This is a genomic window from Streptomyces sp. NPDC127098 (genome assembly GCF_042722465.1).
Classification (GTDB): Bacteria; Actinomycetota; Actinomycetes; order Streptomycetales; family Streptomycetaceae; genus Streptomyces; species Streptomyces millisiae.
In genome coordinates, this window is the sequence record NZ_JBHXFJ010000056.1 from 38753 (window position 1) to 53104 (window position 14352).

Genomic DNA, 14352 nt, shown 5'->3' on the forward strand with positions numbered 1-14352 from the left:
GGGGGGTCTGTTGTCCCTTCCCGCCGCAGGGCCCTCCGTCATCGATCAGATGCCGTGCCGATCAGAGGTAGTCGCTGAGGTCGCGCTCCAGCGCGGCCTTCGGCTTGGCGCCGACGATGGTCTTCACGACGTCGCCGTTCTGGTAGACGTTCATGGTCGGGATGGACATGATCCCGTAGCGAGCCGCCGTGGCCGGGTTCTCGTCGATGTTGAGCTTGACGATGGTGATCTTGTCCTTGTGCTCGGCGGCGATCGCCTCAAGGGAGGGGGCGATCATGCGGCAGGGACCGCACCACTCGGCCCAGAAGTCGACCAGCACCGGCTTGTCGCTCTTGAGGACCTTCTCCTCGAAGTCGGCGTCGGTGGCGGTTACGGTGGCACCGGCCATGGTGCTTCTCCTTAGCTCGTGTTGCGTGTCGGTGGGGGGTCGTGGGTGAAGTCGGGGGATGGTGGCTGGGGTGGCCGTCAGACCTGGACGTCCGAGGTGATGTTCTCGGCATCGGCCAGGGCGGCCAGGTACCGCTCGGCGTCGAGCGCGGCGGAGCAGCCGGTGCCGGCGGCGGTGATGGCCTGGCGGTAGCTGTGGTCCACGACATCGCCGGCGGCGAAGACGCCGGGGAGGTTGGTGCGGGTCGTCGGCGACTCCACCCGCAGGTAGCCTTCGGCGTCCAGCTCCAGCTGACCCTTGAACAGCTCCACTCGCGGGTCGTGCCCGATGGCGACGAAGAGACCGGTCACCGGGAGGGCGGAGGTCTCGCCGGTGCGGGTGTTGCGGAGGGTCAGCCCGGAGAGCTTGCCGTCCGTGCCGTGGATTTCGGAGACTTCGCTGTCCCAGATGAACTTGATCTTGGGGTCGGCGAAGGCCCGCTCCTGCATGGCCTTGGAGGCTCGCAGGGTGTCCCGGCGGTGGACGATGGTGACCGTGCGGGCGAAGCGGCTCAGGAAGGTGGCCTCCTCCATCGCCGTGTCGCCGCCGCCGATGACGGCGATGTCGTGCTCCTTGAAGAAGAAGCCGTCACAGGTGGCGCAGTAGGAGACGCCCCGACCGGAGAGCTCGTCCTCGCCCGGCAGCCCCAGCTTGCGGTGCTGGGAGCCGGTGGTCACGATGACCGCCCGCGCCTGGTGCACCGTGCCGGCCGTGTCGGTGACCTTCTTGATCTCCCCGCTGAGGTCGACCTCGACGATGTCGTCGGGGATCAGCTCGGCGCCGAAGCGCTCGGCCTGGGCCCGCATGTTGTCCATCAGGTCCGGGCCCATGATCCCGTCCCGGAAGCCGGGGAAGTTCTCCACCTCGGTGGTGTTCATCAAGGCGCCGCCCGCGGTGACCGCCCCTTCGAAGACCAGCGGGTTGAGCGATGCACGTGCGGTGTAGAGCGCGGCGGTATAGCCCGCGGGTCCGGAGCCGATGATGATCACGTTGCGGACGTCGCTCACGGGAATCTTCCTTGTCTCGGATGGGACGGCCGGGGCTCGGTGGAGACCCTCAGTCCAGTAACGGATCCTAGGGTCCCAGACATTCCCGGCAGGAAGACCCGGGGCTACTCCAGCGGGTAGCTCTGCTGGACCAGGATCTCGCCCGAGGCCGGCGGGGTGGCGCTGACACAGTCGGCGTCCACCACGTAGGCGTCCACCCGCTCGGGGTCGGCGGTGTGCCGAAAGACCACCAGATAGGCGTCGACGCCTCCGTAGTCCTCTTCCTCGGCGGCCAGGGGGGCCTCCTGCCGGCCGATGGCGTCCTCCACGCACGAGGGCACATCCGTCACTGGCTCCGCCTCCTGGGGCGTCACCGCCCCGGACTCATCTTCGGCGCCCTCGGACGGCTCCTCCGCGCCGCTGGCGCTCTCCGGTGAGGGATCGGCGAGACCCCCCTCCGTGCCCTCCATCGTGGACAGGGTGCCGGGCGCGTCCTCCGTCTCGGCGAGGAGCTCCCTGACCTGATCCTCCAGGGGCTCCGTAGCCAGGGCGGCGGCGTCCTCGTCGGCTTCCTCGGCGCTGGCGGCCCCATCCTGCTGCGTGGACTGGCTGATGAAGGGCTGGGTGAGGAGGGCGCCGAGCCCCACCGCGACGATGGCTCCCACGGCGGCCAGGGCCATGCGGGGCCAGCGGGGCCGGGGCACGGGAAGGGGCGTCGCCGTCGGCTGCTCTGTTTCACGTTCCGCCGGCTCGGGCTCTTCTGTTTCACGTGAAACGGCGGCGGCTTCGGCGGCGAGGGCCGCGTCGATGCGGGCCGCGACATCGTCGGGGATGGAGGGCGCGGGGAGTGCCCTGAGCTCTTCGCGGAGGGCGAGGAGGTCGGCGTGGATCTCGGCGCAGGAGGCGCAGCCGGCGAGGTGGTCCCGTAGGGCATCGGCCTCGGGCTCGCTCAGTAGGTCCTCGTCGAGTGCCGCGATCTCGGCGGGGTCCGGGTGAGTGTTGTTCATGAGCTTCCGCCTCCTCCCCGCCTGGCTCTCCTGATTTCGCCCGTCTTCCTTGGAGGTGGGACGGATGTGTCCGGTGACTGGTTCCTCTCGGGGGGACCCTCGTCATCGGAGGCGCGGGGACGGAGGTGGCGTAGCAGAGGCAGGAGCCGGGCTCTGCCGCGGGCACAGCGGCTCTTGATGGTGCCGACGGGGGTGTCCAGGATGCGTGCGGCCTCGGCCACGGGATAGCCCTGCATGTCGACGAGGACCAGCGCGGCCCGCTGCTCGGCCGGTAGCTCGTCCAGGGCGGTGCGCAGCTCGCGACGGAGGTCCTGGCGCTCGGCGGGGGCGGCGGCCGACTCGTGCGGCTCCAGCAGGTCCTCGAGGCGCTCTGGCTCCGGCATGGGCGCGGTCTTGCGGCTGTTGGCCCGACGGATGCGGTCCAGGCAGGCGTTGACGGTGATCCGGTGCAGCCAGGTGGTGACGGCCGCCTGGCCGCGGAAGGTGTGTGCGGCGCGGTAGGCCGAGACGAAGGCGTCCTGGAGGGCGTCGGCCGCCTCCTCGCGGTCCCCGAGGGTCCGTAGGGCTACGGCCCAGAGCCGGTCCCGGTGGCGGCGGACCAGCTCCGAGAAGGCGTCGGGATCGCCTGCGGCGTGCCGAGCCAGTAGTTCGTCGTCGGAGTCGACGGCCGGCCCCTCCGGCACGCGTCTGCCCACGCCGGGCCCTCCCCTCTGTGCCTGCTCTGCCGTCGTTGTGGTCGGTGGTCGCCGGATGGCGGCCGCGGGCCCTCGGGTCGGGGCCGCGCGGTCAGCCTGATACGAAGATCTCGGCGATGCGGCCACGATATTTGCCATCGTCACCGACGGGCAGGTCGGTTAGCCAGACGAGCACGAACTGTGTCTCGATTGGTTCCTCGGCCGTGAGCGTGAGGTCCTCGCCGGTGCCCTCGGCGACCGTGGAGAAGTCGTCGAGCGCGGTGGGCATGTCGGTCACGTCGGGGTCGGCGACCCGGAACTGCAGGGGGGTGTCGCCCACCGCGTTGACGGTGAGGGAGCTGACGGTCTGCGGCTCGCCGAGGTCGAGGACGAGGCCCAGGCCCTCCTTGAGGTTGCCGAAGCCGGCGCCGACGTAGTGGTTGGTCTGCCAGATGGTGTCGGGGTCGCCGTCGAAGACGTTGGGGACCATCTCCGGGTTCTGGCTGTTGCCGCCGGGACCGGGGTTGAACTCGACGACGTCGGACACCGTGACCGGCTCGGGCGCCGGCGGCTCGGTCTCCTCTTCCTGGACGGCGGGGCCGGTGGGGTCGGAGGTCTCGGGCGGCGGGTTGTCGCCCTTCAGCAGCGCGTCGGCCAGCTGCCAGCTGCCCAGGCCGAGGGCGGCGATCAGCAGGGCCGAGACGCCCCACTTGAGGGCGGCGCCGGTGCGGCCGGGCAGGGCCGGCTCCGGGGGCGCTGGCGGGCGTGCCGCGGTGGATGGCAGCGGGCGGTTGTTGGCGAGGGTGCCGCGTTGGTAGGTGGTGCGCTGGAAGCCGGCGATGCCGGTCGGGGTGTCCTCCGGGGGGCGGATCCGAGGCAACTCCCCCAGCGCCTGCCCGATCTCCTCGGGGCTGGTGAAGGGTGGCTTCTGGCTGGTCGCCGTGGCGCCCTCGTTGACCAGGGCTCGCATGGCGATCTCCGAGAGCCCGCGGTGCACTCCGGCGCGGAGCTGGTCCGGGGTGACCAGGGAGTCCCGGGAGCCCTTGCTGAGCCCCGCGACGCCGCTGAGGCCGTAGGCCCCCTCGGAGTAGGGCCAGCGCTGGGTCAGCGCGGCGTAGAGCAGCGCGCCGATGGCCTCGGTGTCGGTGCGCTTGGGGGTGTCCGAGGTGATGCCGCGCAGCGCGGCGTCGACGGCGAGGCCGCGGATGCGGAACTGGCCGGGGCCGGTGCGCAGCACGGTGGCGGGGGTGAGCCGGAGGTGGGCCAGCTCCTTGCGATGGGCGGCGGCCATGGCCTGGGCGACCTGGCTGGCGAGCGCGTATGCCTCGTGGGCGTTGAGGGAGCTGCTGGCGAGGACGGTGCTGAGCGGGGTGGCGTCGGGCAGCCACTCGTGGATGACGTGGACCAGCCCGTGCTCCTCGACGGCGTCGAGGACCTGGACGAACTTGGGGTCGCCGAGCAGCGCCGCCGCGCGGGCCGCGGCGAGCACCTTGGGCGCCCGCTCGTGGTCGGCCGGGAGGACGTGGACGCCCACCGCGCGCCGCAGCTTCTCGTCCACCGCACGCCAGCTGCTGAAGCCGTCAAGTCGGGTGATGCACTCCTCGAGTCGGTAGCGCTTGGCGAGGCGGTGACCACTGTGCAGCTCGACCGTTCGGGGCCGCTCGGCTCTCTCCTTGCTCGCCTGGTCCGCCTTCGCCGCCGTGGCACCCGATCCCGTTGTCAGGGCGATCGTCGTGGTGTCCGCCTTCTCGGCGCTCTCGGCGTCCGTGGCGTGCTCGGTGCTCGCCGGTTGCTGTGGAGGGCTAGTCGCCGTGCTCCGTTCGGCCACCGTGGGTTCCGCCTCCCCGTTCTCGGCTGTGGGCTATTGACACTGCCAGATTCATTGTGCCGGTAGTCCGCCACCCTGCACGACATGTGAGTACGGGCGGAGGTTGTACGGCGTGTGGCCGAACGGTGTCGCCACCGGGCCCAGCCTGCGATGATCCGGCGGACGCCGGGGATCTTCGTGTGGGAACAGCATGAGATGGGCCGATCAGCGGCCGAGCCGGGAGCGAACCATGCCCACGAGGCCCGTGAGCTCCTCGACACGCATCCGGCGGGCCGCGAGGTAGAAGACGGCCAGCAGGACCGCGCCGCCCACCGTGAGGGCGGCCAGGGAGCCGATCAGGCCGGTGCCGAGGGCGCGCAGCAGGGCGAAACCGGCGGCGCCGCCGAGCAGGGCCGCGGGGACGCTGGCGCCGGAGAGCCGGATGTAGGTCCGCACGATGCGGGCGCCGTCCAGATCGGTGCGCAGCCGGAGGCGGAGCCGGCGCCACGCGATGCCGACGCCCAGGGCGTAGGCGATGCCGTAGCTGAAGGCGATGCCGGCGACGACCCAGCGGTCGGGGAGGATCGCGTAGCTGATCAGGGACAGGACGATCCAGCCGATCGAGACGATCACCGTGTTGTAGAAGGGGGTGCGGGTGTCCTCGTAGGCGTAGAAGGCGCGCAGCACGACGTACTGGGCGGAGTAGGGGATGAGGCCGAGGCCGAAGGCCATGAGGATGTAGCCGAAGGAGCGGGCGCTCTCATCGCCGCCCGAGCCGAAGAGCAGGGTGCACATCGGGAGGCCGAGGGCCACGAAGGCGAAGGCGATGGGGACGATGGCCACGGCCGAGGTGCGCAGGCCGTGGGACAGGTCGTCGCGGACCGCGGCGGTGTCGCCGTCGGCCGCGGAGCGGGAGAGCCTGGGCAGCAGGGCCGCCATCACCGAGACGGTGATGATGGCCTGGGGCATCTGCCAGATCAGCAGGGTGCTGTTGTAGGCGATGAAGCCGGTGCCCTCGAAGCCGGCGTCGGCGGCGCGCTGGCCGGCCGCGGTGGAGAGCTGGGTGACGACCAGCAGGGCGGCCTGGTTGGCCAGTACGAAGAAGACCGTCCACTTGGCCATGGTGGCGGCCTTGCCGAGGCCGTGGCCGCGCCAGTCGAAGCGGGGACGGATGCGGAAGCCGGCGGCGCGCAGGTAGGGGATCATGGCGCCGGCCTGGACGACGAGGCCGAGGAGGGTGCCCACGCCCAGCAGCCGGACCCCCTCGGCGCTGATGGTGTCCTCGGTGAGGCCCGAGCTGTCCTGGGTGCCGTAGACCCAGAGGAACATCCCGAAGGTGAAGATGACGACGATGTTGTTGAGGACCGGGGTCCACATCATCGGTCCGAAGTGGTCGCGGGCGTTGAGGATCTGCCCGATCACCGTGTAGACGCCGGTGAAGAAGATGGTCGGCAGGAAGTACCGCGCGAAGGTGACGGTCACCTCGTTGGCGGCCGGGTCGTCGGCGATCGAGGGCGACTGCATGCTGACCAGCAGCGGGGCGGCCAGCATGCCGGCGATGACCAGGGCGGCGAGGGCCGCCATGACGACGGTGAGCAGTCGGTTGGCGTAGGCGTCGCCGCCGTCCGGGTCGTTCTTCATGGCGCGCACGAGCTGCGGCACGAAGACGGAGTTGAGGCCACCGCCGATGATCAGGAAGTAGATCATCGAGGGCAGGGCCCAGGCGACGGTGTAGGTGTCGCCGAGGACGGCCGCGCCGAGGGCGGCCACGGTGACCAGCTGCCGGACGAAGCCGGTGATCCGGGAGACGAGGGTGCCGGCGGCCATGACGGCGCTCGACTTCAGCAGGCTGGCGGCGCGTCCCTGGCGCTTGGCGGAGGCGGCGGGCGGTGGCGGCGGCGTGGGCGCCGCCTCGGCGGGCGCCGGCTGCGGGCTCGGCTGGGGGCCGGACGGGGCCTGTGGCCGGTTCTGCTGCCGTGGGGCGGCCTGTTGCTGATCGCGGAAGAGGTAGGCGAAGGCGTCGTCGTCGGCGGCCCCTCGGGGTTGCTGGCCCGGCTGGCCGGTCAGTCCCTCGGTGCCGCCGTAACCGCCCTGGTCCTGGTAGGAGCCGCCGGGGGCCCACTGCTGGGGTTGCTGGCCGTAGCCCTGCTGCTGCGGGTGCGGCTGGTGCTGGTGCTGGTGCTGCTGCTGTGGGGCCGGTGGGTAGCCGCCCTGCTGCTGGCCGTAGGGGGAGCCGTAGCCGCCGGGCGCCTGGGGCTGCCCGCCGTACGGCTGCTGTGGTTGGTGCTGTGGTTGGTGCTGCTGCTGGTGGTGGTAGGCGGCGGGGTCGTAGCCCTCGGGGTAACCCTGGGGGGCCTGGGCGCCCTGGGGACCGGGCTGGCCGTGCTGATCGCCCTGCCAGCCGGACGGATCGCTGCCACCCGGCGCCTGGCCGCGATCACGGTCGTACGGCGCTTGCATCGCTACCCCACCTCAAGGATTCACGGGCCGGCCCCTCCGGCTGGCGGCTCATGTGCCGGGGTCCAGCTTCTCACCCACGGAGGAGGTGGCGCCGCCGCGTGCACCGGTGTCGGCGGTGCTCTCACCCCGGGAGGAGTCCGCGGACGCCTCGACCAGCACCTCCTCGGGCTCCTCGTCCTCGTCCTCGTCCTGCGCCCCGGCCGCGCGCTTGCGCTGGGTGTACATCCGGATGCCGGCGAGTACCACGAGCAGCAGGCCGCCGGCGATCACCATCATCACCTGGGAGGTGATGGACGTGACGTCGGCCTGGAAGCGCATGGGCTCCCCGTAGGGCTTGCCGTCGGCCGTGTAGAGCTGCGCGGTCAGGCTGACCGGGCCGTTGGCGTTGGCGGTGGTGGAGAACTTGACAGACTGGCTGTGCCCGCTGCCGATCACGACGGGCTGGGCCTCACCGACCTCCAGGCCGAGCCTGCGGCTCGAGTCGAGCCGTAGCACGAGCCCCTGCACGTCCTGCACCAGGTTGTTCTGGACCGTGACGGGGATGGTGGCGCTGCGGCCGGAGAGGGTGATGTCGGCCTTGGGGATCAGGTGGACCTGCTGGGTGAGGCCGGTGATCTCGCCCTGTACCCGGCTCCGGAAGTCGGCGGCCGCCTGCTGGCTGCCGCGCCAGGAGGCGGACATCTCGCGGTGGATCGCGTTCCCGAAGGGCACGGTGACCCGGTGCGGTTCGGTGAGGATCACCGTGAAGTCGTCCAGGGTGCGCTTGGTGTCCCGCATGGACTGGAAGGCGCTGGTGGGCAGCTCCTGGTCGCGGAGCTCCTGGGGGTAGGCGTCGGCGGAGGGCACCCGCTGGTTGGCGGCGGGGTCCGGGGTGGCCTCGGCGGCCTCGGAGAGGTCGAGGAAGCGTACCCAGTCGCCCCGGTCCTGCAGGGTGGCGAGCGCGGACGCCATGGCCTCGGCCTGGTCGCTGGTGGGCATCCGCTGCGGGGCCATGACGATGGAGCGCTCCAGGCCCGGTTCCTGCTGGCTGATCGCCATGGTCTGGGCCAGGAGCTCCTGCCCGGCCAGCGAGGCGCTGCCGGTCCGGGTCATGTCGCCCTCGAAGAGGGTGGAGAGCCGCTCGTCCGCGACGATGGCGGTGGTGCCGCCGCCGATGGGACGGGCCGCGGTGGGGGTGTAGGAGAGGGAGTCCCCGTTGCGGAGGCTGTCGCTGCGGGTGATGATCTGGTCCGCGCCGGCCGAGGTGGCCGCGGAGACGATGTCCGGATCGATGGCGCCGTTCACGGGCCAGGCGATCCGGGTGTTGAGCCGGACCTCCGTGTTGAGCACGGTCTCGATGGTGACCGGCGCCGTGTCGGTGGCGGTCCTGAGCTGTCCCAGCGCGCCCTGCACGTCCATCCCCCGGTGGGCCAGCGAGGCCAGGTCGGGGTCGGCGAAGGGGAGTGCCACCACCTCGTCGCCGCGCACGGCGTCCCGCAACTCGGCGAGGAAGGCCCGCGCCTCCTCCTGACCCGTGCCGCTGACCAGGTCCCCGTCCTCGCCGGGGACCTGGTACGCCTCGCGCATGGCGTCGACCGAGGCCAGCAGGTCGGGGTCGATGACCCAGGTGACGGGGAGATCGGCGCCCAGGGTGACCATCTGGTACAGCCGGCCGCCGGGCGAGATCTCGTCGAGCAGGGTGTCGTCCCGGAAGACCGGCGTCTGCACCTCGTCGGAGCCCGTCTGGGCGGTGAGGTGGGTGCCGGAGATCAGTGGCCACAGGACCGTGAGCCCGGTCTGGGCGGTGGACTCGTTCCGGCCGTCGGGCTGCCAGGACAGCAGGGTCCGGCCGATGCCCAGGTTGTCGTTCCAGCGGGCGCTCTCGGTCTGGCCGATCAGCGTGACGCCGAGCTGGTAGACACCGTCCTCGCCCAGTGCCAGTTCGGAGACCGGGATCTCGAGGGAGAAGGTGCGGGACATCCCCGGGGCGATGTCACCGATGTCCTGGCCGTGGTCGCGCACTATCTGGCCGTCGGAGGCGTTGTCGAAGCCGGTCCTGGAGACGGATTCGTCGATGGCGCTGCGGCTGGAGAGCGGCACCCCCTGGCGGGCCGCGACCGAACTGTCCACGATGGCGGAGTCGCCCTCGTTGGTGATCGTGCCGCTGATGGTGATGTCGTCGTCGGCGCTGGGCAGCGCCGGGTCGACATGAGTGATCGCGACGGTGGCGGTGCGGTCGCCGGTGCCGATCTCCTCGGCACGGGAGTGGGGCGCCGCCTGGGCTGGATCCTGGCCAAGACCGGTCAGCAGCGGTACCGCGGCGATCGTGGCGACCAGGGAGGCCAGCCGCCGGCGGCGCCGCCCGCTCAGCCGCCGGTTCGCACGGGTGCAGGACATCGTCCCTGCGACCTCTGCCACGCGTCAGCCCCGTTCCTCATTCGTGCCGCGTCTCCGCCAAGCCGCCCTCATGGTAACGATGATCTGCCCGCCTCCGTGCCCATCGAGGACGGGGGCCGCCCGGGGCTTGGGGGCGCGGCCGGGCACGTACCCTGTGCTGTTGTGCCGAACGACAGCAAAGACACGTACTCCCAGCCCTCCTCGACGGAGCTGAGCCAGGTCCAGCGGCGTGCCGTGGGGGAGTTGTTGAGGGTGTCCCCCGTCGCCGACGATCTCGCCGCGCGCTTCGAGCGTGCGGGGTTCTCGCTTGCCCTCGTCGGTGGATCGGTACGGGATGCCCTGCTGGGGCGGCTCGGCAACGATCTCGACTTCACCACGGACGCCCGTCCGGAGGACGTGCTCCGGATCGTCCGGCCCTGGGCGGACGCCGTCTGGGAGGTGGGTATCGCCTTCGGCACCGTGGGCTGCCGCAAGAGCGCCCCCGCGACCGCCGGGGGGGAGCCGCCGCGTGACTACCGGCTGGAGATCACCACCTACCGGTCCGAGGCGTACGACCGGGACTCCCGCAAGCCCGAGGTGGTCTACGGAGATTCTCTCGAAGAGGACCTGGTGCGTCGGGACTTCACCGTCAACGCGATGGCTGTCGCGCTGCCCCGCAAGGAGTTCATCGATCCGCACAACGGGCTGACCGACCTGGCCCGTCGGGTGCTCCGCACCCCGGGCACCCCGGAGGCCTCCTTCTCCGACGATCCGCTGCGCATGCTCAGGGCCGCGCGCTTCGCCGCCCAGCTGGACTTCACGGTGGCGGAGCCGGTCAGGGCGGCCATGGAGGCCATGGGGGAGCGGATCGACATCGTCTCCGCCGAGCGGGTCCGGGACGAGTTGAACAAGCTGCTGCTCAGCGACCACCCCCGCAAGGGGATCTCGCTGCTGGTGGACACCGGTCTGGCCCAGCGGGTGCTGCCGGAGGTGCCGGCGCTGCGGCTGGAGCGGGACGAGCACCACCGGCACAAGGACGTCTACGAGCACAGCCTGACCGTGCTGGAGCAGGCCATCGCCCTGGAGGGCGGAAGGCCGGACCTGGTGCTGCGCCTGGCCGCCCTGCTGCACGACATCGGCAAGCCCCGGACGCGGCGCTTCGAGGGCGATGGTCGGGTCTCGTTCCACCACCACGAGGTGGTGGGGGCCAAGATGACCAAGCAGCGGATGACCAAGCTCAAGTACCCCAACGACATGATCAAGGACGTGTCGCGGCTGGTGGAACTGCATCTGCGCTTCCACGGCTATGGCACCGGTGAGTGGACCGACTCCGCCGTCCGCCGCTATGTACGGGACGCGGGCCCGCTGCTGGACCGGCTCCACAAGCTGACGCGCTCCGACTGCACCACGCGCAACAAGCGCAAGGCTCTCGCGCTCTCCCGCGCCTACGACGGTCTGGAGGAGCGCATTGAGCGGCTCAGGCAGCAGGAGGAGCTGGACGCCATCCGCCCCGACCTCGACGGCAACGAGATCATGAAGATCCTCGACATCCGCCCCGGCCCCGAGGTCGGCAAGGCATACCGCCACCTGCTGGAGCTGCGTCTGGAGAACGGCCCGCTCGGTCACGAGGCCGCGGTGGCCGCCCTCAAGGACTGGTGGGCTGCCCAGGGCTGAGCGCCGTTTCGACTGTTTCACGTGAAACGACCGTCCTGCGCAACCTGGAGACGATCAGCGCGGTGATGGCATAGATCGCGGAGACGGTCGCCAGCAGTATCGGGGAGCGGCCGTCGAGCGGCAGCATCAGCGCGGACAACCCCGCCGAGCCGACGAAGGCGATGTTGAACAGCATGTCGTAGAGCGAGAAGACCCGTCCTCGGTAGCCGTCGTCGACCGAGGACTGCACCACGGTGTCCGTCACGATCTTGGTGCTCTGGGTCACCAGGCCCAACAGAAAGGCCGCGATCATCATCGGCGCCGGGCGGAAGGAGAAGCCGAGGGAGGGGACCAGCACGGCGGCCAGCCCGGCGCAGCCCGCGTACCAGCCGAAGCCGCCGAGTCGGGAGACCGCCCAGGGGGTGATGAGGGCCGCCACGAAGAATCCCGCGGCGGAGGCGCCGACCACCAGGCCGAGCCAGGCCATCCCCTGTTCCTCGTCGCCGTCCGCCCAGGCATAGCGGGAGAGCATCAGCACCATGACCAGCAGGGAGCCGTAGCAGAACCGCATCAGGCCCACCGCGCCGAGCGACCAGGAGGCGGCCGGGCGGTGGGCGAGGTGTCCGAGACCGCGGACCAGGCCGCGGGCCGTGGAGGCGATTGCCGCGCCCAGGCCGGGGGGTGCCTCGCCGCCCCGGGGACCGAGCTGGGTGGCGCTCATGCGGAGGGCGGCCAGACCGGCGGCGAGATAGACGGTTCCGGCGAACGCCAGCGCCAGGGCGTCCTCCATGCCCTGGGTGCGGGCGATGAAGCCGACCACGAAGCCGGTGCCGCCACCGATCGTGGCGGCGATGGTGCCGGCGGTCGGCGAGAGCGAATTGGCGATCACCAGCCGCTTCTCGTCCACCACGAGCGGCAGCGCGGCGGAGAGGCCGGCCAGGATGAAGCGGTTGACGGCGGTGACCGAGAGCGCGGACAGGTAGAACAGCCAGTCCGGCACGCCGGCCAGCACCAGGGCGCAGGTGACGACCGCGAGGCCGCTGCGGAGCAGATTGCCGTGCAGCAGCACCTGGCGCCGGCGCCAGCGGTCGAGCAACACCCCGGCGAAGGGGCCGAGCAGTGAGTACGGCAGCAGCAGCACGGCCATGGCGGCCGCGATGTCGGCGGACGTCGTCTGTTGTTCGGGCGAGAACACCACATAGGCCGCCAGGCCCACCTGGAAGACGCCGTCGGCGAACTGGGACAGCAGCCGTACGGTCAGCAGGCGGCGGAATCCGGGGAAACGCAACAGGGTGCGGAGATCCGCGAGGACTGATACCGGCTGTTCCGGTCTCTCATGTTTCACGTGAAACGTCCGCACCCGGGGCGACGCCCCAGTCGACGTAGGCGGTGGCCCGAGGGGCCGGCTGCCTGGGGGCCAGGGAGAACACATCGGGGGCGCCGTTCAGCACGCCGCCACCCGGGTCGTCGGAGCCGTCGATCCGCACCATGTCGTGCTCCGGACGCAGCACGTCGCGCACCACCAGGGTGCAGAGGTAGAGCGTGCCCAACAGATGGATCACGACGGCCAGTTGATAGCCGCCCTGAGGCAGACCCTGGTTGTCCTCGCCGTGGAGGTGCGCGAGGTACATCCAGATCCCGAGGAAGTAGAGCACCTCGCAGGTCTGCCAGATGAGGAAGTCGCGCCAGCGTGGCCGCGCGAGCACGGCCAGCGGGATCAGCCACAGCACGTACTGCGGCGAGTAGACCTTGTTGGTGACCACGAAGAGGGCCACCACCAGGAACACCAGTTGGGCCAGCCTCGGCCGGCGCGGCGCGGTGAGGGCCAGGATCGCGATGCCGGCGCAGCCCAGCGCGACCAGCACGGCGGCATAGAGGTTGACCGAGTCCAGGGTGATCTCGGCGCGCTGCGCGATGATCAGCCAGAAGGAACCGAAGTCGACGGGGCGCTCCTCGCTGAAGAGGTAGAACTCGGCCCACCCTCGGGGAGCGAGCGCCATCACCGGCAGGTTCACCGCCAGCCAGGAGACCACCGTGCCGGCCACCGCGATGCCGAGCTCGCGCCAGCGCCCCGCCCGCCAGCACAGCAGCAGCAGCGGCCCGAGCAGCAGCACCGGGTAGAACTTCGCGGCCGTGGCCAGCCCGATCAGCACCCCGGCCATCAGTGGCCGGGAGCGGGACCAGGCGAGCAGCGCACCGCAGACGAGGGCGACGGCCAGCAGATCCCAGTTGATCGTGGCGGTGAGGGCCAGCGCCGGTGCGAGGGCGAGCAGCAGCCCGTCCCAGGGGCGGTTGCGGTGGGTCCGGGTGACGCAGACGGCGATGATCACGGCGCAGACCATCAGCATGCCGGAGTTGACCAACCAGTAGAGCTGCTCCGGCCCCGCGTCCCCGAGGCTGCCGGGGGTGAGCCACGCGGCGACCTGCATGAAGAGGCCGGTGAGCACCGGGTACTCGAGGTACTCCTTGTCGCCGGAGAGTTCGAGGGGGATGCGGTCGAAGTAGGGAATGAGGCCGTCACCGAAGCCGCGGCCGTTGTAGAGGTGCGGGATGTCCGAGTAACAGGCGTGGACGTACTGGTCGGTCGCCCCGTAGAGCCAGCCGCCGTTGTAGCAGGGGGCCTTCTGGATGAGGCCGAGGGCGAACATCCCGATCGCCAGCAGCGCGACGACCCGGACGGGCGTCCATCGGCCGCCGTACGAGACCGCCCGGCGGCCCGCGGGGCCGCCGATCAGCTCGCTGCCGGCGGCCGCCACCTCGTCCTGGAGGGTGGGGCGTGCGGCCTCCGGCTCGTTGGGATGCGACATGGTCACATCCTGCCCCACGGTGCCGCCGTCGGGGGGACAGGGCACGACCAAGCGCGCACATGCCGCGGCCCCCCGCGCCCTTGAGGGGGGCGGGGGGGCCCCGGGCCCGGCGCCCGGGTGGGGGGTTTTCGCCCCCCCCCATCAGTGTGTTATAAAAATAAAAGAGCCCCCCCGAC

10 protein-coding genes are annotated in these 14352 nt (G+C 71.1%); 1 reads left to right on the top strand and 9 read right to left on the bottom strand.

Going from position 1 to position 14352, the window contains the following annotated elements:
• Positions 1–61 precede the first annotated feature (61 nt).
• From trxA to ACFWI8_RS27970, 7 genes are all read right to left on the bottom strand, one after another.
• Positions 62–388 carry a thioredoxin gene (trxA, locus tag ACFWI8_RS27940; RefSeq protein WP_387096966.1) on the bottom strand — a complete coding sequence of 109 codons (327 nt, stop codon included), beginning with the start codon at positions 386–388 and terminating at the stop codon, positions 62–64.
• 77 nt (positions 389–465) lie between these two features.
• Positions 466–1434 (bottom strand): thioredoxin-disulfide reductase, encoded by a 969-nt coding sequence (trxB, locus tag ACFWI8_RS27945; RefSeq protein ID WP_387096968.1) that lies wholly within the window; start codon positions 1432–1434, stop codon positions 466–468.
• 104 nt (positions 1435–1538) lie between these two features.
• Positions 1539–2420 (bottom strand): hypothetical protein, encoded by an 882-nt coding sequence (locus tag ACFWI8_RS27950; protein ID WP_387096971.1) that lies wholly within the window; start codon positions 2418–2420, stop codon positions 1539–1541.
• Complete coding sequence (gene sigM / locus ACFWI8_RS27955) at positions 2417–3115, bottom strand: RNA polymerase sigma factor SigM (protein WP_387096974.1); 699 nt, start codon at positions 3113–3115, stop codon at positions 2417–2419. Before sigM ends, ACFWI8_RS27950 begins: the two co-directional genes overlap by 4 nt.
• Before the next feature lie 91 nt (positions 3116–3206).
• The gene (locus ACFWI8_RS27960) at positions 3207–4922 is read right to left on the bottom strand and encodes a protein kinase family protein (RefSeq protein ID WP_387096977.1); all 1716 of its coding nucleotides are present in this window, start codon (positions 4920–4922) and stop codon (positions 3207–3209) included.
• 204 nt (positions 4923–5126) lie between these two features.
• Positions 5127–7361 (bottom strand): murein biosynthesis integral membrane protein MurJ, encoded by a 2235-nt coding sequence (gene murJ, locus ACFWI8_RS27965; RefSeq protein WP_387096980.1) that lies wholly within the window; start codon positions 7359–7361, stop codon positions 5127–5129.
• A 48-nt stretch (positions 7362–7409) separates the two neighbouring features.
• On the bottom strand, positions 7410–9758 hold the full coding sequence (locus ACFWI8_RS27970; RefSeq protein ID WP_387096983.1) for a DUF6049 family protein: 2349 nt from the start codon (positions 9756–9758) through the stop codon (positions 7410–7412).
• 141 nt (positions 9759–9899) lie between these two features.
• Between ACFWI8_RS27970 and ACFWI8_RS27975 the strand changes: the two genes are divergently transcribed.
• Positions 9900–11390, top strand: coding sequence for a CCA tRNA nucleotidyltransferase (locus ACFWI8_RS27975; protein WP_387096986.1), 1491 nt, complete (start codon positions 9900–9902; stop codon positions 11388–11390).
• On the opposite strand, the gene ACFWI8_RS27980 is transcribed toward ACFWI8_RS27975, so the two are convergent.
• Both ACFWI8_RS27980 and ACFWI8_RS27985 read right to left on the bottom strand, forming a co-directional pair.
• A complete protein-coding gene (locus ACFWI8_RS27980) occupies positions 11362–12714 on the bottom strand; it encodes an MFS transporter (protein WP_387096989.1) in 1353 nt (450 codons plus the stop codon). The two genes, ACFWI8_RS27975 and ACFWI8_RS27980, sit on opposite strands and share 29 nt — an antisense overlap.
• Positions 12704–14176: a glycosyltransferase family 87 protein gene (locus ACFWI8_RS27985; protein WP_387096992.1), complete on the bottom strand. Its 1473-nt coding sequence runs from the start codon at positions 14174–14176 to the stop codon at positions 12704–12706. Before ACFWI8_RS27985 ends, ACFWI8_RS27980 begins: the two co-directional genes overlap by 11 nt.
• Between the last annotated feature and the right edge of the window lie 176 nt (positions 14177–14352).

What these genes read in the sequence shown, in the direction of transcription:
- ACFWI8_RS27985 (WP_387096992.1), bottom strand. Translation starts at nt 14,176, where the DNA reads ATGTCGCATCCCAACGAGCCGGAGGCCGCACGCCCCACCCTCCAGGAC.
- murJ (WP_387096980.1), bottom strand. Translation starts at nt 7,361, where the DNA reads ATGCAAGCGCCGTACGACCGTGATCGCGGCCAGGCGCCGGGTGGCAGC.
- trxA (WP_387096966.1), bottom strand. Translation starts at nt 388, where the DNA reads ATGGCCGGTGCCACCGTAACCGCCACCGACGCCGACTTCGAGGAGAAG.
- ACFWI8_RS27950 (WP_387096971.1), bottom strand. Translation starts at nt 2,420, where the DNA reads ATGAACAACACTCACCCGGACCCCGCCGAGATCGCGGCACTCGACGAG.